Genomic DNA, 22,683 nt, shown 5'->3' with positions numbered 1-22,683 from the left:
GCGTCGGACCCGGTGGCCTCAGCGATCCGGGCGCGCCTCGACGACCGCGCGGGTAGGGAGGTCCTCCAGGTCCCGCAGATGCCGGACGGGGCTGAACCAGACGATCGCCGGCGCGAGCAGCAGCACGAACGCGGACGCGAGAAGGACCGTACGCGTCCCCGCCGCCTCCGCGACGGCGCCGGCGGCCAGCCCGCCCAGCGGGATCGCGCCCCAGGACACGAACCGCACGGTCGCCATCACCCGCGACAGCATCTCCGGCGGGCTGGCGACCTGCCGGTAGGTGCGCGTCACCACACTGCCCGGCACCACGGTCGCGGCGAACAGCAGGTTCCCCAGCGCGAAGCATGCCCAGCCCAGGTGGCCTGTGCCCGCGGGAATCAGCAGCGCGGCGAGGAACCCGGCGACGCCGTCGTACAGGATGATCCGGGCCGAGCCGAAGCGCCGGACCAGCCACGGCGTGATCGCCGCGGCCGCGAGCGCCCCGGCGCCCTCCACGGCCAGGAGGATGCCGACCATGACAGGCGGCGTGTCGAGTTCGCGCACGAGGTAGACGGTGAACAGGGCGAGCTGGGCGCCGCAGACGGCGTTCGTCACGACGGCCCACCAGGTGGCGGGTGCCATGACGGGGTGGCGCATGACGAACCGGAGCCCCGCGGCGATCTGGGCGCGCATCGACGCCGGGCCGTCGCCGGCGGGCTGCCGGCGTTCCGGGAGCCGGCTGAGGAGCACGGCGGAAGCGACGTACGAGACGGCGTCGGCCAGGAGTGCCCCCGCGGCTCCGGCGGCCTGGACGAGCACACCGCCGAGGGACGGCCCGCCGAGCTGGCTCACGGCGTGCGTGCCGGAGATGAGGGAGTTGCGGGACGTGAGCTGGTCGCGGGGCACCACCGCCGGCAGGAAGGTGGTGTTGGCGGTGAAGAACAGCACCTCGGCGGCGTTCAGCAGCAGCGCCACGACGACGAGGTGCCAGAGCGTCAGGTGCCCGGTCCAGGCGGCCACCGGCACGGAGAGCAGGACGACGGCCCGGACGACGTCGCAGGCGACCTGTACCGCCCGGAGCGGGAGCCGGTGGACGATCGCTCCGGCCGGTAGGCCGAGCACGATCCAGGCGGCGTACGACGCCGCGGCGAGCACCCCGGTCTGCACCGGTCCGGCGTCGAGGACGGTCACGGCGACCAGCGGCATCGCGACGACGGTGACGGCGCTGCCCAGGTTGCTGGTGGCGGTCGCGGCCCAGTAGAGCCAGAAAGGGCGCGCGCCGGGTGCGGCGTCGTCCCGGGCGGTGTCTTCCGTCGCAAGCGTGCTCATCACGTCCTCCCGCTATGAGTTCCAATCTGGAACTAACTGGTCGCAGTGTGGCAGGATCGCCGCGAGCAGGGCAAGTCGCGCCGTGTGCGGGAGAGGATGGATCCATGAGACGCGAGGACCTGGCCGACGCCGACTGCGGCATCGCCCAGACCCTGGGCGTGGTCGGCGACTGGCAGAGCCTGCTGATCCTGCGCGAGGCCGCCGCCGGCGTGACGCGGTTCGACGGGTTCGACCGCGCCCTCGGCTTCAGCCGCCGGGCACTGTCGGAGCGTCTGGGCGCGCTCGTGGAGCACGACATCCTGCGCAAGGAGGCGTACTCGACCCGCCCGCCGCGCCACGACTACGTGCTCACCCGGCGCGGCGAGTCCCTGCTCCCGGTGCTGGTCGCGCTCCAGGAGTGGGGGACGCAGCACCTGCTCGGCGACGGGGAGGTGAGCGGCGCGTCCGCCGACGCCGAGGTGCGCCGCGTGCACGGACTGCTCGGCACCACACCGCCCGACGTCGTCCTCGCCACCCACGACGGCGGCACCGTCCATCTGCGGGACCCGGACCGGTGGACGGTCGCGTTCTTCTTCCCCGGCGCCTACGCCCCCGAGTCGCACTCCTATCCGCCGGGATGGTCGGCCGTCCCCGGCGCCCGCGGCTGCACGCTGGAGACCCGCACCTACGCGTCGCGGCACGAGGCGCTGCACGACGCCGGGGCGCGCGTGCTGGGTGTCAGCACGCAGCACCCCGAGCAGCTCGCCGCGTTCGCCGACTTCGCGAACCTGCCCTACACGCTGGCGTCGGACCAGGACGGGCGCGCGGCGTCGGCCCTCCGTCTCCCGGTCTTCCGCGCGGGCGGCTCGGACCGGCTCAAGCGCGTCACCGTCCTGCTCGACCCTGCTGGCACGATCCGCCACCTCCAGGCCCCGATCACGGATCCGGCAGGCTCGGTCGACGACATGCTGGACACCCTCCGCTCCGCGACGACGGCAGCAGACTGACATGGCCGCGTTCGCAGGGTCGCCCGTCACGATCAACTTCCACCCCGACCGGGCCGTCCTCGACGGCACGGAGACGCTCATCGAGCGGCTCGTGCTGGCCGACGACGTGGCCGCCGTCGTCCTCGATCCCTGCTACCGCGGCACGGCCGTCGAGGCCGCGGCGGGGAAGCTGGCGGGGCGGCACGGTGTCGGGGTGGAATGGCACGACGGGTTCCGGCTGCACGTCGACGACCTGGCCACGAGACCGGACTACCGAGGTCCGCGAATCGTGGAGGTGGCGCGGGCCGTCGCCGCCCGGCACGCGCCGGACGGATGGCTGGACGCCCGGTCGATCGGGGACGCCGTGCGCGCGGGCGCGCACGACCCGCAGGACCTCAAGAAGGTGTGGCACCACGTCGCCCGCTGGGGTGGCCAGGTCTCTGCGCCCTGAGGCCTGGTTCGATCCGGGCGGCGTGGTCGTGCTGGCGGGTACGGGCGTGAACCAGGATTGAGGCGACCCGCCGCCGTCACGGCACGTGGTGGCCCGCGGCGCGGAAGAGCTCGTACCACTCGGCGCGCGTCAGCGGCACCTCCGAACCCTGCGCGGCGCCCGCGACCCGCTCCGGCGTCGTCGTGCCGAGCACCACCTGCATCGTGGCCGGGTGGCGCGTGATCCACGCCGTCGCGATCGCGATCGCCGGGACGTCGTACCTCGCCGCGAGCCGGTCGATCACGGCGTTGAGCTCCGGGAACTCCGGCGACCCCAGGAACGTGCCCGTGAAGAACCCGGCCTGGAACGGCGACCACGCCTGGACCGTGATGTCGTGCAGCCGGCAGTAGTCCAGCAGGCCGACGTCCCGGCTGGTCGACTGCTCCAGGCCGGCCATGTTCGCCGCCACGCCCTGCGCCACGAGCGCCGCGTGCGTGATCGACAGCTGCACCTGGTTGGCCACGACGGGCTGAGTCACGTGCCGCCGCAGCAGCTCGATCTGCCCGGGCGTGTGGTTGGAGACCCCGAACGCGCGCACCTTGCCGGCGGCCGCGAGGTCGTCGAACGCGCGCGCCACCTCCTCCGGCTCCATCAGCGCGTCCGGCCGGTGCAGCAGCAGGACGTCGAGGTGGTCCGTGCCGAGCGCCGTGAGCGAGCCCTCGACCGACTCCACGATGTGCTCGTAGGAGAAGTCGAAGTACGGCCCGTCCCGCACGATGCCGCACTTGGTCTGGATCACCAGCCGCTCGCGCTCGGACGGCGTCAGCCGCATCGCCTCCGCGAAGCGGCGCTCGCAGCCGTGCGCCTCGGAGCCGTAGACGTCGGCGTGGTCGACGAAAGTGATTCCGGCGTCGACGGCGGTCTTCACGAGGGTGCGGATCTCCTCGTCGGTCTTCTCCTGGATCCGCATCAGGCCGAGCACGACGTTCGGCGCGACGATGTCCGTCCCGGGCAGGGTGAAGGTCTTCACGGGGTCACCTCCGCGCCCGCCGCGCCGAGGCGTGCGACCTCGTCGTCGGTCAGGACGAGGTCCGTGGCCCGCACGGAGTCCGTGATCGACTCCGGCCGTGAGGCGCCCGGGATCGGGATCACGACCGGCGCGAGGGCCAGCTCCCAGGCCAGGGTCACCTGGAACGGGCTCACCTCGTGGTCCCGGGCGACGTCGAGGAAGGGCTCGAACTCCTGCCCCAGCTCGCCGGAGCGCGCCCGGGCGATCCCGCCGAGCGGGCTCCAGGGCAGGAAGGCGATGCCCAGCTCGGCGCACAGCTCCAGCTCGGGCAGCGAGGAGCGGAAGCGCGGCGAGAACTGGTTCTGCACCGAGACCAGCCGGCCCCCGAGGACCTCGTTCGCCTCGCGGATCTGGTCCGGGTTCGCGTTCGAGATGCCCGCCATCCGGATGACGCCCTCGTCGAGCAGGTCCGCGAGCGCGCCGACCGAGTCGGCGTACGGGACGGCGGGGTCCGGGCGGTGGAACTGGTACAGGCCGATGGCGTCGACCCCGAGCCGGCGGGCCGAGGCCTTGGCGGCCTCCTTGAGGTAGGCGGGGTCGCCGTTGCGTGTCCAGGAGCCGTCACCGGGGCGCAGGTGGCCGCCCTTGGTGGCCACGAGTACGTCGTCGGCCGCGGATCCGGCCGAGCGCAGCGCCGTGGCGATCAGCTCCTCGTTGTGGCCCACCTCGTCCGCGCCGACGTGGTAGGCGTCGGCCGTGTCGATGAGGGTGACGCCGGCGTCGAGCGCGGCATGGATGGTGGTGATCGACCGGGCGGTGTCCGGGCGGCCCTCGATCGACATCGGCATGCCGCCGAGACCGATCGCGCTCACCTGCCGGCCGCCGATGCTGCGGGTCTGCATCGTGGTACGTCTCCTTCGTCGTGTGAGGGTGATGGGCGGTCCGCGACCGCCCGGGGTCGACACTAGAGAGCGGTAACCTAGAAGTCCAACAACTTCAACTCATGACTCCCAGAAGAAGGAGTGATCAATGGAGCTGCGCCAGCTCGAATACCTCGTGGCACTGGCCGAGGAACGCCAGTTCACCCGCGCGGCCGACCTCACCGGCGTCTCGCAGTCCGGCCTCTCCGCCGCCATCCGGAGCCTCGAGGACGAGCTGGGCACCAAGCTGTTCGACCGGACCACCCGCAGGGTGGAGCCCACGGAGGCCGGATCGGCGCTCCTGCCGTTCGCCCGCTCGATGCTCGGCCAGGCCGCCGCGGCGCGCGACGCCGTCGTCCACCTCTCCCGCGAGGTGTCGGGCCAGCTCCGGGTGGGCGCCGAGCAGTGCCTCGGCCTGGTGGACGTGCCCACGACGCTGGAGCGGTTCCACCGGCGCCACCCGCGTGTCGAGGTCGAGTTCACCCAGGCCGGGTCCGAGGACCTGCTCGGCGGGATCCGCGAGCGCCGGATCGACGTCGCGTTCGTGGCCGGGACCGAGCACCTGGGCTCCCTGGCCGGTACGCGGATCGGGCACGAGCCGCTCGTGGCGATCCTGCCCCCGGGGCATCCGCTCGGGGCGCGCACGTCGGTCGAGCACGGCGATCTCGCCCGGGAGAGCTTCATCGACTTCCACGCGTCCTGGGGGGTGCGGCGGCTCAACGACGCGGCGTTCGGGGCGCGGCGGGTGCATCGCCGGGTGCGGTTCGCGGTGAACGACGTGCACACGCTGCTCGATCTCGTGAGCCGCGGGCTCGGGGTCGCCGTCGTGCCCCGGCACGTGGCGGCGAAGCCGCAGGCGGCGTCGCTGACCACGGTGCCGCTGCGGGGCGATGCGGGGCCGGACTGGGTGGTCTCGCTGGTCACGGCGCCGTCGGCGGCGGACTCCCCGGCGCCGCACCTGGTGGAGCTGGTGCGGGACCTGCCCGCCTACCGAGAGGCGGACGCGTTGCCAGACACGGAGGCGGCGGCGCTGGGGTAGGCGGGGATGCGGTCGGCCGGTTGTCGGGCGATCGGTCCGACGCCGCATGATCGGTCGCCCGGGGACGCGTGGCCGGTCCCGGCTTGCGTTCGAGTGCGCTCGAATGTCTAGCGTCCGGGCCATGGCGACGACTCATGACGGCAGGACCTGGATCATCACCGGCGCGAGTTCGGGGCTCGGCCTGGCTCTGGCCGAGGCCGCGCTGGCGGCGGGCGAGCGCGTGGCGGGAACGGCGCGCCGGGCCGAGCGGTTCGACGGGCTCCGGGATCGGTACGGCGACCGGCTGCTCGCCGTCGGGCACGACGTGCGGGAGACCGACGGGGCGGTCGCCGTCGTCCAGCAGGCTCTCGCGGCGTTCGGACGGGTGGACGTGCTGGTCAACAATGCCGGCGCCGGGCAGGTCGGGGCCGCCGAGGAGATCTCGGACGCCGGGCTGCGGGACATGCTCGACCAGCACCTGTTCGGCCCGGCCGCCTACGTGCGGGCGGTGCTGCCGCATCTGCGGGAGCGCGGGTCGGGCGCGATCGTGCAGATGAGCAGCCAGGGCGGGCGCATGTCGTTCCCGGCGGTCGGGAGCTACTCGGCCGGGAAGTTCGCGCTGGAGGGCTGGTCCGAGGCGCTCGCCGGGGAGGTCGCACCGTTCGGGATCCGGGTGCTGGTCGTAGAGCCCAGCCGCTTCCGTACCGCGTTCAACGCCTCGGACGTGCTGCGGCAGGCGGAACGGAACACGGCGTACGACGGCGTGACCGGCGCAGTCCGCGCGAACATGACGGAGGCCGACGGCGTCCAGGAGGGCGATCCCGGGCGTGCCGCGGCCGTGATCCGCGAGATGCTCGACCGCCCTGACGCGCCGCTTCGTCTGCCGCTCGGCGCCGAGGCCGTCCGGAATCTCACCCGGGCCTACCGGCGTGCGCTCGACGACGTCGGCGCGTGGGCGGCGGTGAGCGAGTCCGCCGACTTCCCGGGGATGCCGCCCGCGGTGCGGGCGTTCTGACCGGCCTGCCGGGCGACCTACGATGGCGGGCATGGCGACCGACGAGCTGACCTCCCGGCTGCTCGACTCGGCGGAGGGCGCGCCGGACTCGGTGATCGACGTCCTGCACGAGCTGCTCGACGACTCCGCGATCGAGTCCTCGGCGGCGCCTCGGAGTGTTGCCGAGGCCGCCCGCCTGGTCGGCCTGTCCCCGCACACGCTCCGCTACTACGAGCGGGAGGGACTCGTGCGGCCCGCGCGCGACGCCTCGGGGTACCGCGAGTACGCGGCGTCCGACCTGCGCCGGCTGGTGTTCCTCACCCGCATGCGGTTGTCGGGGATGACCATGCGGGACCTCAGGCGCTACATCGCGCTGGTCGAGCAGGGGCCGGACACGATCCCGGAGCGCCGGCGCATCATGCTCGACCAGCGCGACCGCATCACGAGGCAGCTTCGCGAGCTCACCCTCGCGCTGGAGACGACCGAGTACAAGCTTCGCGTGTACGGCGGGCACCCGGACGGGTGACGGCGCCGGCAGGGCCTCAGCGGGCAGGTGCCATGAGGTCGGTCACCGCCCCGTCCCGGGACAGGAACGCGTCCCGCTTCCAGAGAACCATGACGACGGCGGCCGCAGCGAACACGTAGTTCTCCCAGGGCTGCCCGTCGGGCCACGCCGGCCCGTTGAGCTGGAAGTGGAACAGCGCCGGGATCAGGATGCTGCCGCGGGCGGCGTTGAACATCGGAGTCATGAGGACCGAGAGGGCCAGCGCGCCGATCAGGAACGCGCCGAACGACCACTGGCTCTGCACGGTCCCGCCGAGGAGAAAGGCGGGCAGGTGCCACAGCCCCCAGAGTGCGCCGAGGATCAGGCTCGCCACGAGCGGGGTGAACCGGCGCTGCAGCAGCGGCAGCGCGTAGCCGCGCCAGCCGATCTCCTCGACCGGGCCGAGCAGGAGTACCGGGAGCAGCGCCGCGAGGACGCCGTACCAGGGCGAGAACGGGAACTCTCCCGCCGTCCCGTTGAACGCGGCGCTCAGATACTTCAGGGCGGGGATGCCGAGCAGCAGGAAAAGCCACCACGCGGCCGGCATGCGCCAGAGCGTGAGCCGCCGCAGATAGCCGCCCAGGGCCGCGAGGCCGCCGCGCCGCGCGACGAGGACGAGCGCCGCGATCGCGGGCGAGTACACGGCGAGAACGAAGATCGGATGGCCGCCGGAGGGCGGGCCGAAGTGCGGCTCGAGCTGGTCGGCGAACACGAGCAGGAGCGCCAGTGCACCCCACCCGATCAGGAACGAGAGGGAGAAGAACGCGACGAGCGACCGGCTTCCGTGCTCTCGCGACATCGTCGAGCGGGGGTTCGTCGTGGTCATGGCCCCAGCCTGTCGGGTCGGCCGAACTCGGGAGAATCCGGACCTCCCCGGAACCGCCCCTGGGCGACACGGGGTAAGACCCTGATGCTGCCCTGGGGCGGCTGCTGCCCTGGGGGCGGCGCGACGGACCTTCAGCGAGTCGTCAGGACCACCTTGCCGCGCAGGCCTCCGACCTCGACGCGGCGATGCGCCTGTACCGCCTGCGTCATGGGGAGCACCGAGTCGACGACCGGTCGCAGCGCGCCACCGGACACGAGCGCAGCGAGTTCGTCGAGAACCTCCGGAGTCGGATCATTGCTGAACGGCAGCACCCGGGACGGCGCGACGGCCTTGCGCCAGACCACCCCGACAGCCGCACGGATCGGGCGGTCCGGGTCAACCGCGAGCGGCAGGAACCGACCGCCGGGGCGCAGCAGACAGAGGTACGGCGCCCAGCGCACGCCCACCGCGTCCAGGATCACGTCGAACCGTCCCAGATCGTCCGTGTCCGTGGCCCGGTGGTCGAAAGCCTCGTCCGCGCCCAGCTCGGTGAGCCAGTCCAGGTTCCGCGCCCCCGCCAGCGCGGTCACGTGCGCGCCGAGGTGCCGACCGAGCTGGACGGCAAGGCTCCCGACCCCGCCGGACCCGCCCCTGACGAGCAGCCGCTCGCCGGCGGCGAGCCCCGCCTTGTCCCGCAGCGCGGTCAGGACGGTGGTGCCGACGACGGGCAGAGCGGCGGCTTGCACCGGCGTCAGGCTCCCCGGCGCCAGGCCGAGCCTGACCGCCGGGACCACCACCTGCTCTGCGGAGCTGCCGAACCGCAGGTGCGGCATGAGGCCCCAGACGGCGTCGCCCGGCACGACCCGGTCCACGTCGTCGCCCACCTCGAGCACCTCGCCGGCGAAGTCGACGCCGATCCCCATCGGCGGACGGGCGGGGAGCAACCACCGCATCCGGCCTGCCCTGATGCTGGTCTCGCCGCCGCCGACGCTCGCCGCGGCCACGGCCACGAGCACCTCGCCCCGGCCTGGTCGCGGCGCGGGCACGCGTTCGACCTGGAGCACGTCGGGCGGGCCGAAGGCATGGAACCTGACCGCGTGGATCGTTGCGGGGCCGCTGCGAGGCGGATGAGTCAGGGACATCGGTGCTCCTTGCTGGAAATGGTCCGTGGGTTGCTGGAAGAGACACGAGAGGGATCGTGTTCCGTTACCACGGGCGCCGGCTTGCACGAGGTGTCAACGCCCCGACGGCGCGATCCATCGCACCGGACGGCCGAAACGAGAGGGATCGTCATGAGTTCGTCGCAGATCGCGCTCCCTGAGATGTCAGGCCGGAGGGACGGGGACCCGGCGTCGGGCCGGAAGGACCGGGAACGCAACCGACGCCGCATCCTGGAGTCCGGGCAGGTCACTTTCCGCGACCGGGGCATCGACACGCCGGTGACCGCCGTCGCCCGGCGTGCCGGCCTCGCCCCGTCTAGCGTCCACCGGCACTTCCCGACCAAACGGGGCCTGGTCGAGGAGCTCGCCCGGGTCACGTTCACGCAGTACGTCGGCGTGCTGCGCGCGGGGGCCGCGAGCGTGGACCCGCTTGCCGGCCTCGCCGGGGCGTTGCGCCGGTGCGTCGCGTTGCAGGCCGCCGGCTACGTCTGCACCGAAGGGTTCGTCCAGGCGTTCCCTGATCACGCCGCCAGGTACTCAGCCGAGATCGAACGGCGCCTCGATGCGCTGCTTGACGCCGCCGTGGAGTCCGGGCAGGTCCGGCGCGACGTCGGACACGATGACCTACGGCTGCTGCTGGAGGCCGTGGATGGGGTGGTCCGGTCCCGGAGCGGTGCGCATGAGCCCGCGCAACGACTCGTCACGCACTTCCTACGGGCGGTCCGCTGAGCGGCGGGACCGATGGCTGTCAGCGCGTGCCGACGACGCAGACCCTGGCGCGACGGATTGGCGCCGATGGTCTCGCGGGGGCGTGGCACCTGCGATTTCCGCGTGGTCGATATCATGGGTCCCTGGCGGAGGGCGAGCTCGATCGCGCCTGGGAGTGGGGCAGGACCCTGGGTGCCAGGTCCGTGCCGCGGCAGACCAGCGGATCGGTCTCCTGAACCCGTCCGGCGAAGGGAGCGTACGTGCCGCTACCGCGCGCCACGCTGGATCTCGAGGCCGTCGACGCCGTCGTCCTCGACACGGACGGCGTCATCACCGACACCGCCCGCGTCCACGCCGCCGCCTGGAAGCGTGTCTTCGACGCGCTGCTCCGTGAGCGCGGCCGGCAGCCGCCGTTCGACGCCGGGTCCGACTACCTGACGTACGTCGACGGCAGGTCGCGGGCCGACGGCGCCCGCGGCTTCCTGAGGTCGCGAGACCTCGAGCTGCCCGACGAGGAACTGGCGTCCCTGCTCGACCGCAAGACCCGCCACTTCCTCGACGAGGTCGCCGCACGCGGGGTCCGCGCCTTCCCCGACGCCGTGGCGTTCCTGCACGAGCTGCGGCGCCGGGGGACCGGCGTCGCCGCGGTCTCGGCGAGCCGCAACTGCGGTCCGGTGCTCCGCGCGGCGGGCGTGGACGGCCTGGCCGACGTGCGGGTCGACGGCGTCGACGCCGCACGCCTGGGCCTGGCCGGAAAGCCTGATCCCGCGCTGTTCCTCGAGGCGGCGCGACGGCTGGCGGTGCGACCCGGGCGGTGCGCGCTCGTCGAGGACGCGCTCGCCGGCGTCGAGGCCGGCCGGCGCGGGGGCTTCGGGCGGGTGATCGGCGTGGACCGGACCGGCGGGCGTGGCGACGAGATGCGCGAGCGGGGCGCGCACGTCGTCGTCGGCGACCTCGGCGGGCTCGCCGTGGTAGGGAGGGACGATGGAGCACGCGACCCTGTCGTATGAGGGTTACGACCCGGAGGCCGAGGGCCTCCGGGAGGCGCTGTGCACCCTGGGGAACGGCTATGTCGCGACGCGCGGCGCCGCCCCGGAGTCGCGGGCCGACGGCGTGCACTACCCGGGCACCTACCTCGCCGGCTGCTACGACCGGCTGACGTCCGAGGTGGACGGCCGCGCGGTGGAGAACGAGGACCTGGTCAACGCCCCGAACTGGCTGCCGCTCACGTTCCGCACGCCGGGGCAGGACTCGCTGGCCCTCGCCGGGGGCCACGTCCTCGACCACCGCCAGGAGCTGGACACGCGCCAGGGCGTCCTCACCCGGCGTACCCGGTTCCGCGACCCGGAGGGCCGGATCCTCGCGGTGGTCCAGCGGCGGCTCGTGTCCATGCACGATCCGCACGTCGCCGCGCTGGAGACGACGTTCGTCGCCGAGAACTGGTCGGGCCCGCTGGAGATCCGCGCGAGCCTCGACGGGCGGGTGACCAACGCGGGCGTGGCGCGCTACCGCGACCTCGACGGCCGGCACCTGGTCCCCGTCGTCGAGGGGTACGACAAGGACGAGCGCGTCGCCTGGCTGCAGGTGCGCACCGCCACCTCCGAGATCCGGATCGCGCAGGCGGCGCTGATCGCGGTCACCGGGCCGGACATGAGCCCGGCCGGCGCCCCGGCGACGTTCGAGCGCACTCCGGGCGAGTCCGTCGTCGTCCTCCGTCCGGCCCTCGCCGAGGGGGTGCCGCTGACCGTCGAGAAGCGGGTCGCCGTCTACACCTCACGGGACCGGGCGATCTCCGAGTCGCTGTACGCGGCGCGCCGGCACGCGGCGCGCCTCCCACGGTTCGACGACCTGCTGGCGGACCACGCCCACGCCTGGGAGCGGCTCTGGCAGGTGAGCGGCGTCGTCGTGCCGGGCGAGCCGCAGCGGGCGCTGGACCTGCACGTCTTCCATCTGCTGCAGACGCTGTCCGAGCACTCGGGGCAGCTCGACGTCGGCATGCCCGCCCGCGGCCTGCACGGGGAGGCCTACCGGGGGCACGTCTTCTGGGACGAGCTGTTCGTCTTCCCGTTCCTGCTGCTGCGCTTCCCCCGGATCGCGCGGTCGCTGCTCATGTACCGGTGGCGCCGCCTGCCACGGGCGCGGCGTTCCGCGTCCGACGCCGGCCACCGGGGTGCCATGTACCCCTGGCAGAGCGGCAGCGACGGCCGGGACGAGACGCAGCGCATGCACCTCAACCCGGCCTCGGGCCGGTGGATCGAAGACCACTCCGACCTGCAGCGGCACGTGGGCCTCGCCGTCGCGCACAACGTGTGGCAGTACTTCCAGGCGACCGGCGACCTCGCCTTCATGTACGACCACGGCGCCGAGATGCTCGTGGAGATCGCCCGGTTCTGCTGCAGCCTCACGACGTACGACGCCGCCGCGGACCGCTACGACATCCGCGGCGTCGTCGGGCCGGACGAGTACCACGACGGCTACCCCGGCGCCGGCCGACCCGGGATCGACAACAACGCGTACACCAACGTCATGGTCGCCTGCGTGCTGCGCTACACCCTGGACACCCTCGCCGCGCTGCCCGAGCGGGAGGGGCGCGTGCTGCGCCGCCGGCTCCGGCTGGAGGACCACGAGACGGAGCTCTTCGACCACGTCCGGCGGCGGATGCGGGTCGTGTTCCACGGGGACGGCGTGATCAGCCAGTTCGAGGGCTACGGCCGCCTCGCGGAACTGGACTGGGCCGCGTACCGGTCCCGCTACGACTCCATCCGGCGCCTCGACCGCATCCTGGAGGCGGAGGGCGACTCGGTGAACCGCTACCAGGCGTCCAAGCAGGCCGACGTCCTGATGCTGGTCTTTCTCCTCGGCGAGCGCGGCGTGTGCGAGGAACTGGCGTCCCTCGGCTACGACGTCGACGCCGCCGCGCTGGACCGCACCGTGGACTACTACCTGGCGCGCACCAGCCACGGCTCGACCCTCAGCGCCGTCGTCCACGCCTGGGTGCTCGCCAGCCGGGACCGCGGCGCCTCCTGGCAGTTCTTCCGCGAGGCGCTCGACAGCGACATCACCGATGTCCAGGGCGGCACCACCGCCGAAGGGGTCCACCTCGGCGCGATGGCCGGGACCATCGACATCGTGCAGCGCTGCTACACCGGCCTCGACGTCTCCGACGGCGTGCTCCGGCTGGCCCCCAGGCTTCCCCCGGAGCTCGGCGCGCTGGACCTCCGGCTGCGCTTCCGTGACCACTGGGGCATCACCGTGCGGTGCACGCACGAGCGGATCCGCATCGGCATGGCCCGCTCGCAGCAGCTCCCTGTCCGGGTCGCCGTCCTCGGCCGGGAACACACGCTCGCGCCCGGGGAGACGTGGGAGGTCCCGGCAGGGCCGCGCTGACCTACCCTGACCTACTCTGACCGCATGGACGACCTCCCTGTGATCCTGCTCGCCGGCGGGCGGCACGCCGACGAGATCGAGGCCGAGTTCCGGGCACGCTACGACCGCGACTACCGGATCGTGTGCGCGGGGTCCGCCGCCGGCGCCCTCGACGCGCTGCGCGACCTCGTGGCCGGCGGCGTCCCGGTCGCGATGGTCGCGGCCGAGTACCGGCTGTCCGACGGCGGCGGCGCCGAGCTGCTGCACCAGGTCCCCGCCGTCGTGGCGACGGCGCGCCGCGTCGCGCTGGTGCCCGTGTCGGAGTACTTCGAGGCGCTCGACGCGCTGCGCGCGGCCACCCTGCGGCGCGACATGGACACGTTCGTCGGGATCCCGCGCGGGCCCCGGGACGAGGAGTTCCACACGGCGCTGGTCGAACTGCTCTCCGAGTGGGGCTGGTCCGTGGCCCGCCGGACGGTGTCGGCGACCGACGTCGTCGCCGCCCCCGGGGACCGGCAGGCCGGTGCGGTGCACGACCTGCTCGAACGGCTCGGCATCCCCAGCCGCCGCCTGGATCCCGGGGACGACGACGCGCTGCCCATCCTCGAGGAGGCGGGCCCGGGAGCCGAGTTCCCCGTCGTGCGGGCGTACAACGGGCGGATCCTCACCGGGGCCACCCCGGCGGCGGTGTCCGAGGCCATGTACGGCGGCTTCGACTCCATCCCGGACGGCTCCATCGCGGACGTCGTCGTGATCGGCGCCGGTCCGGCCGGCCTCGCCGCGGCCGTCTACGCCGCGTCCGAGGGCCTGGCGACGATCGTCCTCGAACGCGACGCGATCGGCGGCCAGGCCGGCTCCAGCTCGATGATCCGCAACTACCTCGGGTTCCCCCGCGGCATCTCGGGCATGCGGCTGGCCCAGCGCTCCCGCGTGCAGGCGGGCCGGTTCGGGGCGCGTTTCTACACCGGGCGCGCCGCGATCCGCATCGCGCCCGGCCCGGCGGACGAACCCCCGCACCACCACGTGCACGTCGACGGGGCGCAGATGTGCGCCCGCACCGTAGTGCTCGCCACGGGTGTCGCCTACCGGCGCCTCGGCGTCGCGGGGATCGACGCGCTGGTCGGAGCGGGCGTGTACTACGGCGCCGCGACGTCGATGGCCCGCGAGATGGCCGACCGGGACGTGTACGTCGTCGGCGGCGGCAACTCCGCCGGGCAGGCAGCCGTGCACCTCGCGAAGTTCGCCGGGTCGGTGACGATGGTCGTGCGGCGGGCCCGACTGGCCGACACCATGTCGGACTATCTGGTGCGCGAGATCGAGGCGACGCCGAACATCACCGTGCTGCCCCGCACGATCGTGAGCGACGGCGGCGGCGACGGGCAGCTCCGGTGGCTGCGGTTCGACGACCTGGACACGGGCTCCTCCGCGCTGCGGATGGCCGACGCCCTGTTCTGCCTGCTCGGGGCGGAACCCGACTGCGGGTGGCTGCCCGGCGGGCTCGCGGTCGACGAGCGCGGGTTCGTGCTCACCGGCCGCGACACGCCCCAGGAGTCCTGGGCCGGCGGGCTGCCGCCGGCGAGCCTGGAGACGACCGTGCCGGGCGTCTTCGCCGTCGGCGACGTGCGTGCCGGGTCCATGAAGCGCGTCGCCTCCGCCAGCGGCGAGGGAGCCTCCGTGCTCCCGCTCGTCCACGCCCACCTGGCGTCGCTGCGGGAGCAGGAGTACGGGGCACCGGTCTGACCGGCGCCCCGGTCAGACCGGCCGCCGGCGGGTGTACTCCAGCTCCGGGCGGCCGCGCGTGCCGTAGCGGGGCGCCCGCGTGACCAGGCCGCGGTCCGCGAGGAACTCCAGGTAGCGGCGCGCCGTGATGCGCGCCAGGCGCAGCTCCTCGGCGACCTCGCTCGCGGACAGCGCGCCGGGCCAGCGGGCCAGGAGCTCGGACACCGCGTCGAGCGTGTCCCGGGACAGCCCCTTCGGCAGGCCGGCCGCGTTGGACGTACGCAGCGCCGCGAACGCCGTGTCCACCTCCCGCTGGCTGAGCCGCGAGACCGGCGAGCGCATCTGCTCGAAGTACGTGCGGTACGCCCCGAGCTTCTCGGCGAACAACCCGAACGTGAACGGCTTGATGAGGTACTGCACGACGCCGACCGCGACCGCGCCGCGCACGACGTCCAGCTCCCGGGCCGCCGTCACCGCGATGACGTCGACGACCAGCCCGGCCGCCCGCAGATGCCGGCACAGCACGAGGCCGTGCCGGTCGGGCAGGTTCATGTCCAGCAGGAGCAGGTGCACCTCCGCGCCGGCGGCGCGGGCGTCGCGCAGGGCCCGCGCCGCGTCACCGGCGGTGTGCGCGACCCCGGCGAGCTCGAACCCGTCCACGCGGCGCACGTACGCGCCGTGGGCCTCGGCGGTGCGTGGGTCGTCCTCGACGACCAGCACCCGGATCATCGGGCACCCGCGCGGACGGCAGGCGGGGCGGGAGTGGCGTCGTCGGGCCGGGGGAGCGTGACCGTGAGGACCGCGCCGCCCCCGGGGCCCCGGGACGCCTCGATCTCGCCGCCGAGGCTGTCCACCGCCTCGCGCACCAGCGTCAGGCCGTAGCCGCGGCCGCCGGCCGTGGCGTCCTTGGTGCTCCAGCCCTGGTCGAAGACGCGCTCCAGGTCGGTATCGGGGATCCCGGGCCCGCTGTCGGAGACCTGGAAGACCAGCGAGCCGTCCTCGCCGTTCGCGAGATACACCTCGACCCACGCGTCGGCCAGGGCAGGGTCGGCGGCCGCGTCGATGGCGTTGTCGATCAGGTTGCCGAGGATCGTGACGACGTCCACCGGGTCGAGCCAGTGCGTGCCCGGAGCGATGTGTGTCTCGAAATGCATCTCGACGGCGCGCTCGCGGGCCTGGGCGGCCTTGCCGAGCACGAGCGCCGCGACGACGGGCTCCTCGATCGCCTGGACCACGCGGTCGGTGAGCCGCTGCCCCAGGGCGCTCTCGGCGGCGGCGAAGCGGAGCGCCTCGTCGCTCCGGCCCAGCTCGATGAGCGTGGCGATGGTGTGCAGGCGGTTGCTGAAGTCGTGGGTCTGGGCGCGGAGCGCGTCGGAGATGGTGCGCACCGAGGACAGCTCGCCGGTGACGCGCTGCAGTTCCGTCCGGTCGCGCAGGGACACGATCTCGCCCAGGTCCCGCCCGCCGGTTGTCGCGCGCTCGCGGCCCACCAGCAGCACCCGGTCGCCGACCCGCACCGGGCCGTCGCCCTGCGTGCCGGCCGCCAGGACGTCCCGCACCGCGGTCGGCAGCCGCTCGTCGGTGACCGCGAACGGCGGCACCAGCTCGGGGACGCCCAGCAGGCGCAGCGCCTCGTCGTTGGCGAGGACGACGACGCCGTCCTCCACGAGCAGCAGGCCCTCCTCGACGGAGTGCAGCACCGCCTCGTGCGCCGCGAACAGGTGCGCCAGCTCGTCGGAGCCCTTGCTCGCGGTGATGCGGTCCAGCCGGCGCGCGAGCAGGAACGCGGCCACGGCGCCGGCGTCGAACGCCAGGAACGTACCGACGCCGACGATCACCAGACGGGGGCCGATGCTGTCCCACAGCCGGTCGAGCGTCACCCCGGCGGAGACCATGCCCACGATCTCGCCGTCGTCGGACATGACGGGCACCACCGCGCGGACGGACGGCCCGAGCGTGCCCTCGTAGACTTCGGTGAACGTCTCGCCCCGCAGCGCGGGGGCCGTGGTGCCGATGAACGGGCGGCCGATCTGCTCGGCGTGGCGGTGGGTGTAACGGGTGCGGTCGGTGTCCATGACCGTCAGGTAGTCGATCCCGGTCGCGGCCATGACCTCCTCCGCGTGCGGCTGCAGCCGGGCGGACGCCTCCGCGACCGCGCCGGGCGGATCGGTCGCGGTCGCGTCGTGCGCGCGCGTGACCGTATCGATCACCAGGGCCTCCGACGCGACGGTGGCCGCGAGGTCGGTGCTCTCCTGCGCGGCGTGCGCCTCGGCGGAGGACCGGGCGTCCAGGGCCAGGAGCGCGAAGACGACGACGGCGCCGGCGAAGAGCAGCGCGGTGTGCACCGCGAGGAACCACCTCGCGATGCTCGCTCCTCTGCGTCGCGTCACGGGATCCATTGTGGCTCGGGCCCGGCGGGAACCGTGCCGCGGCCGAGAACACTATGTACGCAATGGGTCGTCCGCCCGCTCCGCGCCGCACGCTTGTCGCCGACCACACAGTGCTGTGAGAGGAGAACGTGATGGCGACGACGCTGTCCGACGGCTCGGGGACCACCGGGCGCCGCAAGCTCGACAAGAACCACTACCTGTACATCGCGGTGATCGTCGCGGTGGTGGCCGGCGTGATCGTCGGCCTGGTGTCGCCCGAGGCCGGCGCTGCGCTCAAGCCGCTCGGCACCGGGTTCGTGGCGCTGATCAAGATGATGATCTCGCCCGTCATCTTCTGCACCATCGTGCTGGGGATCGGGTCGGTCGCCAAGGCGGCGACCGTGGGGCGCGTCGGCGGGCTCGCGCTGCTCTACTTCCTGGTGATGTCGACGTTCGCGCTGTTCATCGGCCTGGTCGTGGGGAACGTGCTGCACCCGGGGGAGGGACTGTCCGTCGCGAACGCGAGCTACCAGGCCGAGGGCGAGGCGTCCTCGACGGTCGACTTCCTGCTCGGCATCATCCCCACCACCCTGGTCTCGCCCCTCAGCGGCGAGTCGGTGCTGCAGACCCTGTTCGTGGCCCTGCTGGTCGGCTTCGCGCTGCAGGGGCTCGGCGAGCGCGGGCGGCCCGCGCTCGACGCGATCCGCGTGTTCCAGACCATCGTGTTCCGGGTACTGACGATGATCCTGTGGGTCGCGCCGATCGGTGCGTTCGGGGCGATCGCCGGCGTCGTCGGCGAGACCGGCTGGGGTGCCGTCAGCGCGCTGGCCGTGCTGATGGTCGGGTTCTACCTGACGTGCATCGTGTTCATCGTGGGCGTTCTGGGGTCGGTGCTGTGGTTCTCGGCGCGGGTGAACCTCTTCTCGCTCATGAGGTATCTCGGGCGCGAATACCTGCTCATCGTCTCGACGTCGTCCTCCGAGGCGGCGCTGCCGCGCCTGATCGCCAAGATGGAGCACCTGGGCGTGTCCCGTCCCGTTGTGGGCATCACCGTGCCGACCGGGTACTCGTTCAACCTCGACGGCACGGCGATCTACCTGACCATGGCGTCGCTGTTCGTCGCGTCCGCCCTGGGTACCCCGCTGTCCGTGCCCGAGCAGATCGGCATGCTCGTCTTCATGATCATCGCGTCCAAGGGTGCCGCCGGCGTCACCGGCGCGGGCCTGGCGACCCTCGCGGCCGGCTTGCAGACCTACCGCCCCGACCTGGTCGACGGCGTGGGGATCATCGTCGGCATCGACCGCTTCATGTCCGAGGCGCGCGCCCTGACGAACTTCACGGGCAACGCGGTGGCGACGGTCGTCATCGGGACGTGGACGCGCGAGGTGGACCGGGAGCGGGTGCGGGCCGTGCTGCGCGGTGAGCTCCCGTTCGACGAGACGGCGGCCGGGGACGGACACGGCGAACCGGAGAACGCCGGCAGCGCGGAGCCCGCAGGCCCCGTTCGCACGAGGACGCCGGAGCCGACGGCGGTCTGAGTGAATTGTGAGCCTCGCCTCAGAGCCTGGGCGGACGTTGGCAACTGAGGCGAGGCTAACCTAAGGTTCTCGGCGGCACGCGGTCACCGGACCGCGCGAACCGTCGAGAGGAAACGATCCATGAGTGCAGGCAGGCGCGCGGGCCTCACCGCCGTGGGCGCGGCCCTCCTGGCCGCGACACTGGTCGGCTGCGGTGCCTCCGAGCCCGTCCCGGAGCAGGCGGCGGCCGCCGCCGCGGTCGGCGAGGGCGGAACGACCTATCCGCTGACCCTCGCGAACTGCGGCCAGGAGGTGACGTTCGAGGCACCGCCGCAGCGGGTCGTCTCGCTGGACCAGGGCTCCACGGAGATCCTGCTGTCCCTCGGCCTGGAGGATCGCATGGTCGGTACGGCCTCGTGGACCGACCCGGTCCGGGAGGACCTGGCCGAGGCCAACGCGGGCGTGCCGCGCCTGGCCGACGAGGCGCCGACCTACGAGGTCGTCCTCGACACCGAGCCGGACCTCGTGACCGCCTCCTTCGGGCGCCACTTCGTCGAGGGCGGCGTGGCCGAGCGCAGCCGGTTCACCGGGACCGGGATCGAGTCGTACCTCTCGCCGACCGACTGCGACGGCGACACCAGCATCAACGGCGCCTGGACGGCTCGCACGAGCCCGCTCACGATCGACGCGCTCTACCAGGAGATCCGCGAGCTCGCCCAGATCTTCGACGTGCCGGGCCGCGGCGAAGCGCTGATCGAGCAGCTGGAGCGGCGCCGCGAGGCGGCACTGAAGGCCATCGACGCCTCGGGGCTCACGGTCGCGTTCTGGTTCGCGGACCTCAAGACGCCCTACTTCGCGGGCGGAGGCGGCTCCCCGAACCTGCTGGCCACCGACGCGGGTGCGGAGAACGTCTTCGCCGACCTCGACGACGACTGGGTCGCCACCACCTGGGAGACGGTCGTCGAGCGCGACCCGGATGTCCTCGTCATGGGCGACCTCAGCCGCCGGCGCTGGCCCGGCGACCAGGCCTCCGAGAAGATCGACTTCCTGGAGAGCGACCCGCTCACCCGGAACCTCTCGGCCGTCGCCGAGGACAGGTACATCCTGCTGCACGGGGCCGAGCTGAACCCGTCGATCCGCATGATCGACGGCCTCGAGGAACTCACGGAGGGGCTGCGCTCCTTCGAGTCGGCGCAGTGAGCACGGCGACGCTCGGCACGGAGGCGCCAGGCCTGCGTTTCCTCGGTACCGCCGTGGGCGTGACCGCCCTCCTCCTCGTGTCGATCGGCGCGGCCATCACCCTGGGCCCCGCGGACGTCTCGCTGGTCAACGTGCGTGACATCCTGCTCAACCACGTCGCGGGGGCGGACATCCCCGTCCGGGTCTCGAAGGAGGCGATCGTGTGGCACGACCGGCTGCCGCGCGCGCTGGTCGCCGCGGCCTGCGGTGCGGGGCTCGGGCTGTGCGGCGTCATCCTGCAGTCGCTCCTGCGCAACCCCCTCGCCGACCCGTACGTGCTCGGCATCTCCTCGGGCGCCTCGACCGGCGCCGTCGTCGTGGCGATCCTCGGGGTCGGAGGCACGGCGGTCGGCCTGTCCGCCGGTGCGTTCGCCGGCGCGATCGTCTCCTTCGCCGTCGTCATGCTGATCTCGCGGCTGGCCGGGGGCAGCGACGACAAGGTGATCCTGGCCGGGATCGCGGTGACCCAGCTCTTCTCCGCGCTCACGTCGTTCGTGGTCTTCGCCTTCGCCGACTCCGACGCCGCCCGCGGCGTGCTGTTCTGGCTGCTCGGCTCGCTCGAAGGGGTGCGCTGGCACGACGCCGCGCTGTGCGGGGTCGTCGTGCTCGCCGGGGTCGCGTTCTGCGTCTTCCGCGCCCACGTCCTGGACGCCTTCGCGTTCGGCGACGGCGTCGCGTCGTCGCTCGGCGTCGACGTGCGGCGCGCGCGCCTGACCTTCCTGGTCGTCACCGCCCTGCTGACCGCCGTGATGGTGAGCGTCGCCGGGGCCATCGGTTTCGTCGGCCTCGTGCTCCCGCACGCGGCCCGGTACCTCACCGGGCCGCTGCACGTGCGCCTCATACCCCTGACCGCGCTCCTGGGGGCCGCGTTCATGGTGTGGGTCGACGCGATCTCGCGCGTCGCGTTCGCTCCCTCGCCGCTGCCCATCGGCGTCGGCACCGCCCTGATCGGCGTGCCGGTGTTCATCGCCATCATGTTCCGCCGGAGGCAGGCGCCGTGACCCTTCGGACCCGTGAGGTCGCCTGGAACCGCGGCGGCCGGCTCGTCGTCGACGGCGTGACCCTGCACCCCCGCCCGGGCGAGACGGTCGGACTGCTCGGCCCCAACGGCTCGGGCAAGTCCTCGCTCCTCCGGCTGCTCTCCGGCGCGGTGCGGCCCACCCGCGGCGTCGTCGTCCTCGACGACAAGGCGCTGGCCGACACCTCCCGGCGCGAGGCGGCACGCGCGATCGCGACGGTCACCCAGCACGCCGACACGGTCGTGGACATCACGGTGCGCCACGTCGTCGCCCTCGGCCGGATCCCGCACCGGGGCACCTTCGGTGGTGACCGGCGAGCGGACGCCGAGGCCGTCGCGGGCGCCCTGGAACGCACCGGGCTCGCGGACAAGGCGGCCGAGTCGTGGCACCGGCTCTCCGGCGGGGAACGGCAGCGCGTCCACATCGCCCGCGCGCTCGCCCAGGAGCCGCGCGAGCTCCTGCTCGACGAGCCCACCAACCACCTCGACATCCGCTACCAGCTCGAACTGCTCCGGCTCATCACCGAGCTGCCGGTCACGACTGTGGTGGCCCTCCACGACCTCAACCTCGCGGCCATGTTCTGCGACTCGCTCCTCGTCCTCAAGGACGGGCGGGCCGTGGCCGCGGGCACACCGGACGAGGTGCTGACGCCGGAGCTCATCGCCCGGGTCTACGAGGTCGACGCGCGGGTCGGCCCCGACGACGAGACCGGGCGACCACGGGTCACGTTCTCCCGAGGAGCCAGGACAGCCGCGACGTCCGCCGGGTGAGCTCGGCGACGGTGACCGGCTCCAGCGTCGCGACGAACTCGCCCTCCGGCATTCCCAGCAGCTCGGGGTACTCGAACGTCACGTAGGAGCCGTGCACCTCGGGGGCGCCGTCGTAGAAGGGGGTGCCGAGCGGGGTCAGGTAGAGAATCTGCTCGTCGTCGAGGTCGTTGCCCCGGAGGAGCGAGATCTCGGCCCCGCCTCCCGCGCAGTCGAGGTCGTGCGGCACCCACGGTGAGTCCGGCGGGGGAACGAGGAGTGTCTCCGGGCATTCGGCGGCCCGGACGTCGGCGCGCTGCAGGAGGTCCATGACCGCCTGGTCGGCCACCGTGGTCAGGCCCAGGAGCAGGACCGCCGCGCCGGCGGCGAGCCACCGTGCGCGGCGGACCAGGCCCGGAGCGGTGAGGAGTCCGACGACGGCGGGCGCCGCCAGCGCGGTGACGACCGTCCAGACGGGCAGATCCGTCCCGGGCCACCACTCGGTCCCGGCGAACAGGACGCCGGCGAGCGCCAGCGGGACCACGGCGAGGGCGTGGACCCACCCGAGGCGCAGTCGGCGGGCCACGACGACGTGGAGCACGAACGCCGCGACCAGTGCGACGAAGGCTCCGATCACCTGGGCGATCAGGAGCCCCCACCCCTCACCGCTCTCGAACTCGTCCGCGACGAGGAGCGCCCCGTAGAGGGCGGCGTAGGCGAGCGCGGGGACGGCGACGGCAATCCCGAACGCGCGATACGCGGTGAGCAGATGCCGGCCGAGGGGCCTGCTCGTGGCGTCAATGGTGACCATGGCGTCATTCTGCCCTGCGATTCGTCCCTGTTGCGG

Annotated in this window: 21 protein-coding genes; 13 read left to right on the top strand and 8 right to left on the bottom strand. The window is 73.3% G+C overall.

Annotation, left to right across the window (positions count from 1 at the left end):
- Window positions 1–18: 18 nt before the first annotated feature.
- Window positions 19–1,308, bottom strand: coding sequence for an MFS transporter (locus IIE03_RS21495; RefSeq protein ID WP_192864811.1), 1,290 nt, complete (start codon window positions 1,306–1,308; stop codon window positions 19–21).
- Between the two features lie 104 nt (window positions 1,309–1,412).
- On the opposite strand from IIE03_RS21495, the gene IIE03_RS21490 reads away from it, so the two are divergent.
- Complete coding sequence (locus tag IIE03_RS21490; protein ID WP_192864810.1) at window positions 1,413–2,294, top strand: winged helix-turn-helix transcriptional regulator; 882 nt, start codon at window positions 1,413–1,415, stop codon at window positions 2,292–2,294.
- 1 nt (window position 2,295) lies between these two features.
- Window positions 2,296–2,724: a DUF3626 domain-containing protein gene (locus IIE03_RS21485; RefSeq protein WP_192864809.1), complete on the top strand. Its 429-nt coding sequence runs from the start codon at window positions 2,296–2,298 to the stop codon at window positions 2,722–2,724.
- A 76-nt stretch (window positions 2,725–2,800) separates the two neighbouring features.
- Here the strand turns inward: IIE03_RS21485 and IIE03_RS21480 are convergent, their stop codons facing one another.
- Window positions 2,801–3,733, bottom strand: a complete 933-nt coding sequence (locus IIE03_RS21480) for an aldo/keto reductase (RefSeq protein WP_192864808.1) — start codon at window positions 3,731–3,733, stop codon at window positions 2,801–2,803.
- Window positions 3,730–4,614: an aldo/keto reductase gene (locus IIE03_RS21475; protein ID WP_192864807.1), complete on the bottom strand. Its 885-nt coding sequence runs from the start codon at window positions 4,612–4,614 to the stop codon at window positions 3,730–3,732. The genes IIE03_RS21480 and IIE03_RS21475 overlap by 4 nt, the downstream gene beginning before the upstream one ends.
- A gap of 127 nt (window positions 4,615–4,741) precedes the next feature.
- Here IIE03_RS21475 and IIE03_RS21470 point away from each other — a divergent pair, with 127 nt between their 5' ends.
- From IIE03_RS21470 to IIE03_RS21460, 3 genes are all read left to right on the top strand, one after another.
- Window positions 4,742–5,671 (top strand): LysR family transcriptional regulator, encoded by a 930-nt coding sequence (locus IIE03_RS21470; protein ID WP_192864806.1) that lies wholly within the window; start codon window positions 4,742–4,744, stop codon window positions 5,669–5,671.
- A gap of 121 nt (window positions 5,672–5,792) precedes the next feature.
- Entirely contained in the window at window positions 5,793–6,665 is an 873-nt protein-coding gene (locus IIE03_RS21465) for an SDR family NAD(P)-dependent oxidoreductase (protein ID WP_192864805.1), read from the top strand.
- Window positions 6,666–6,696: 31 nt separating this feature from the next.
- A complete protein-coding gene (locus tag IIE03_RS21460) occupies window positions 6,697–7,170 on the top strand; it encodes a MerR family transcriptional regulator (RefSeq protein WP_192864804.1) in 474 nt (157 codons plus the stop codon).
- A 16-nt stretch (window positions 7,171–7,186) separates the two neighbouring features.
- On the opposite strand, the gene IIE03_RS21455 is transcribed toward IIE03_RS21460, so the two are convergent.
- Entirely contained in the window at window positions 7,187–8,014 is an 828-nt protein-coding gene (locus tag IIE03_RS21455) for a type II CAAX endopeptidase family protein (protein WP_225998135.1), read from the bottom strand.
- A 131-nt stretch (window positions 8,015–8,145) separates the two neighbouring features.
- Window positions 8,146–9,135 (bottom strand): NAD(P)-dependent alcohol dehydrogenase, encoded by a 990-nt coding sequence (locus IIE03_RS21450; RefSeq protein ID WP_225998134.1) that lies wholly within the window; start codon window positions 9,133–9,135, stop codon window positions 8,146–8,148.
- Between the two features lie 150 nt (window positions 9,136–9,285).
- On the opposite strand from IIE03_RS21450, the gene IIE03_RS21445 reads away from it, so the two are divergent.
- The 4 genes from IIE03_RS21445 (at window position 9,286) to IIE03_RS21430 (ending at window position 14,967) form a co-directional block, all read left to right on the top strand.
- Window positions 9,286–9,882: a TetR/AcrR family transcriptional regulator gene (locus IIE03_RS21445; RefSeq protein WP_192864803.1), complete on the top strand. Its 597-nt coding sequence runs from the start codon at window positions 9,286–9,288 to the stop codon at window positions 9,880–9,882.
- Window positions 9,883–10,121: 239 nt separating this feature from the next.
- Complete coding sequence (locus IIE03_RS21440; RefSeq protein ID WP_192864802.1) at window positions 10,122–10,871, top strand: HAD family hydrolase; 750 nt, start codon at window positions 10,122–10,124, stop codon at window positions 10,869–10,871.
- On the top strand, window positions 10,846–13,248 hold the full coding sequence (locus tag IIE03_RS21435) for a glycoside hydrolase family 65 protein (RefSeq protein ID WP_192864801.1): 2,403 nt from the start codon (window positions 10,846–10,848) through the stop codon (window positions 13,246–13,248). The genes IIE03_RS21440 and IIE03_RS21435 overlap by 26 nt, the downstream gene beginning before the upstream one ends.
- 24 nt (window positions 13,249–13,272) lie before the next feature.
- Window positions 13,273–14,967, top strand: a complete 1,695-nt coding sequence (locus IIE03_RS21430; RefSeq protein ID WP_192864800.1) for an NAD(P)/FAD-dependent oxidoreductase — start codon at window positions 13,273–13,275, stop codon at window positions 14,965–14,967.
- Window positions 14,968–14,979: 12 nt separating this feature from the next.
- On the opposite strand, the gene IIE03_RS21425 is transcribed toward IIE03_RS21430, so the two are convergent.
- Entirely contained in the window at window positions 14,980–15,675 is a 696-nt protein-coding gene (locus IIE03_RS21425) for a response regulator (protein ID WP_192864799.1), read from the bottom strand.
- Entirely contained in the window at window positions 15,672–17,336 is a 1,665-nt protein-coding gene (locus IIE03_RS21420) for a sensor histidine kinase (RefSeq protein WP_192864798.1), read from the bottom strand. The genes IIE03_RS21425 and IIE03_RS21420 overlap by 4 nt, the downstream gene beginning before the upstream one ends.
- 131 nt (window positions 17,337–17,467) lie before the next feature.
- Between IIE03_RS21420 and IIE03_RS21415 the strand changes: the two genes are divergently transcribed.
- The 4 genes from IIE03_RS21415 (at window position 17,468) to IIE03_RS21400 (ending at window position 21,860) form a co-directional block, all read left to right on the top strand.
- Window positions 17,468–18,853 carry a cation:dicarboxylate symporter family transporter gene (locus tag IIE03_RS21415; RefSeq protein ID WP_192864797.1) on the top strand — a complete coding sequence of 462 codons (1,386 nt, stop codon included), beginning with the start codon at window positions 17,468–17,470 and terminating at the stop codon, window positions 18,851–18,853.
- Window positions 18,854–18,973: 120 nt separating this feature from the next.
- Window positions 18,974–20,032 (top strand): ABC transporter substrate-binding protein, encoded by a 1,059-nt coding sequence (locus IIE03_RS21410; protein ID WP_192864796.1) that lies wholly within the window; start codon window positions 18,974–18,976, stop codon window positions 20,030–20,032.
- The gene (locus IIE03_RS21405; protein ID WP_192864795.1) at window positions 20,029–21,072 is read left to right on the top strand and encodes a FecCD family ABC transporter permease; all 1,044 of its coding nucleotides are present in this window, start codon (window positions 20,029–20,031) and stop codon (window positions 21,070–21,072) included. Before IIE03_RS21410 ends, IIE03_RS21405 begins: the two co-directional genes overlap by 4 nt.
- The gene (locus tag IIE03_RS21400) at window positions 21,069–21,860 is read left to right on the top strand and encodes an ABC transporter ATP-binding protein (RefSeq protein WP_192864794.1); all 792 of its coding nucleotides are present in this window, start codon (window positions 21,069–21,071) and stop codon (window positions 21,858–21,860) included. The genes IIE03_RS21405 and IIE03_RS21400 overlap by 4 nt, the downstream gene beginning before the upstream one ends.
- Here IIE03_RS21400 and IIE03_RS21395 read toward each other — a convergent pair.
- Window positions 21,814–22,647, bottom strand: a complete 834-nt coding sequence (locus tag IIE03_RS21395) for a hypothetical protein (protein WP_192864793.1) — start codon at window positions 22,645–22,647, stop codon at window positions 21,814–21,816. The two genes, IIE03_RS21400 and IIE03_RS21395, sit on opposite strands and share 47 nt — an antisense overlap.
- Window positions 22,648–22,683 lie beyond the last annotated feature (36 nt).

Origin of the sequence: Myceligenerans pegani (assembly GCF_014892515.1) — a bacterium.
In the GTDB taxonomy this organism is placed as follows: domain Bacteria; phylum Actinomycetota; class Actinomycetes; order Actinomycetales; family Cellulomonadaceae; genus Myceligenerans; species Myceligenerans pegani.
The sequence above is the reverse complement of the archived record's forward strand: the minus strand, read 5'-3'. Positions and strand labels throughout refer to the sequence as shown.

Bases quoted from the DNA above. Each gene is read 5' to 3' on its own strand.
- IIE03_RS21465 (WP_192864805.1), top strand. From the start codon at position 5,793: ATGGCGACGACTCATGACGGCAGGACCTGGATCATCACCGGCGCGAGT.
- IIE03_RS21430 (WP_192864800.1), top strand. From the start codon at position 13,273: ATGGACGACCTCCCTGTGATCCTGCTCGCCGGCGGGCGGCACGCCGAC.
- IIE03_RS21450 (WP_225998134.1), bottom strand. From the start codon at position 9,135: ATGTCCCTGACTCATCCGCCTCGCAGCGGCCCCGCAACGATCCACGCG.
- IIE03_RS21495 (WP_192864811.1), bottom strand. From the start codon at position 1,308: ATGAGCACGCTTGCGACGGAAGACACCGCCCGGGACGACGCCGCACCC.
- IIE03_RS21490 (WP_192864810.1), top strand. From the start codon at position 1,413: ATGAGACGCGAGGACCTGGCCGACGCCGACTGCGGCATCGCCCAGACC.
- IIE03_RS21395 (WP_192864793.1), bottom strand. From the start codon at position 22,647: ATGGTCACCATTGACGCCACGAGCAGGCCCCTCGGCCGGCATCTGCTC.
- IIE03_RS21415 (WP_192864797.1), top strand. From the start codon at position 17,468: ATGGCGACGACGCTGTCCGACGGCTCGGGGACCACCGGGCGCCGCAAG.
- IIE03_RS21445 (WP_192864803.1), top strand. From the start codon at position 9,286: ATGAGTTCGTCGCAGATCGCGCTCCCTGAGATGTCAGGCCGGAGGGAC.
- IIE03_RS21455 (WP_225998135.1), bottom strand. From the start codon at position 8,014: ATGACCACGACGAACCCCCGCTCGACGATGTCGCGAGAGCACGGAAGC.
- IIE03_RS21475 (WP_192864807.1), bottom strand. From the start codon at position 4,614: ATGCAGACCCGCAGCATCGGCGGCCGGCAGGTGAGCGCGATCGGTCTC.
- IIE03_RS21485 (WP_192864809.1), top strand. From the start codon at position 2,296: ATGGCCGCGTTCGCAGGGTCGCCCGTCACGATCAACTTCCACCCCGAC.
- IIE03_RS21460 (WP_192864804.1), top strand. From the start codon at position 6,697: ATGGCGACCGACGAGCTGACCTCCCGGCTGCTCGACTCGGCGGAGGGC.
- IIE03_RS21410 (WP_192864796.1), top strand. From the start codon at position 18,974: ATGAGTGCAGGCAGGCGCGCGGGCCTCACCGCCGTGGGCGCGGCCCTC.
- IIE03_RS21425 (WP_192864799.1), bottom strand. From the start codon at position 15,675: ATGATCCGGGTGCTGGTCGTCGAGGACGACCCACGCACCGCCGAGGCC.
- IIE03_RS21435 (WP_192864801.1), top strand. From the start codon at position 10,846: ATGGAGCACGCGACCCTGTCGTATGAGGGTTACGACCCGGAGGCCGAG.
- IIE03_RS21470 (WP_192864806.1), top strand. From the start codon at position 4,742: ATGGAGCTGCGCCAGCTCGAATACCTCGTGGCACTGGCCGAGGAACGC.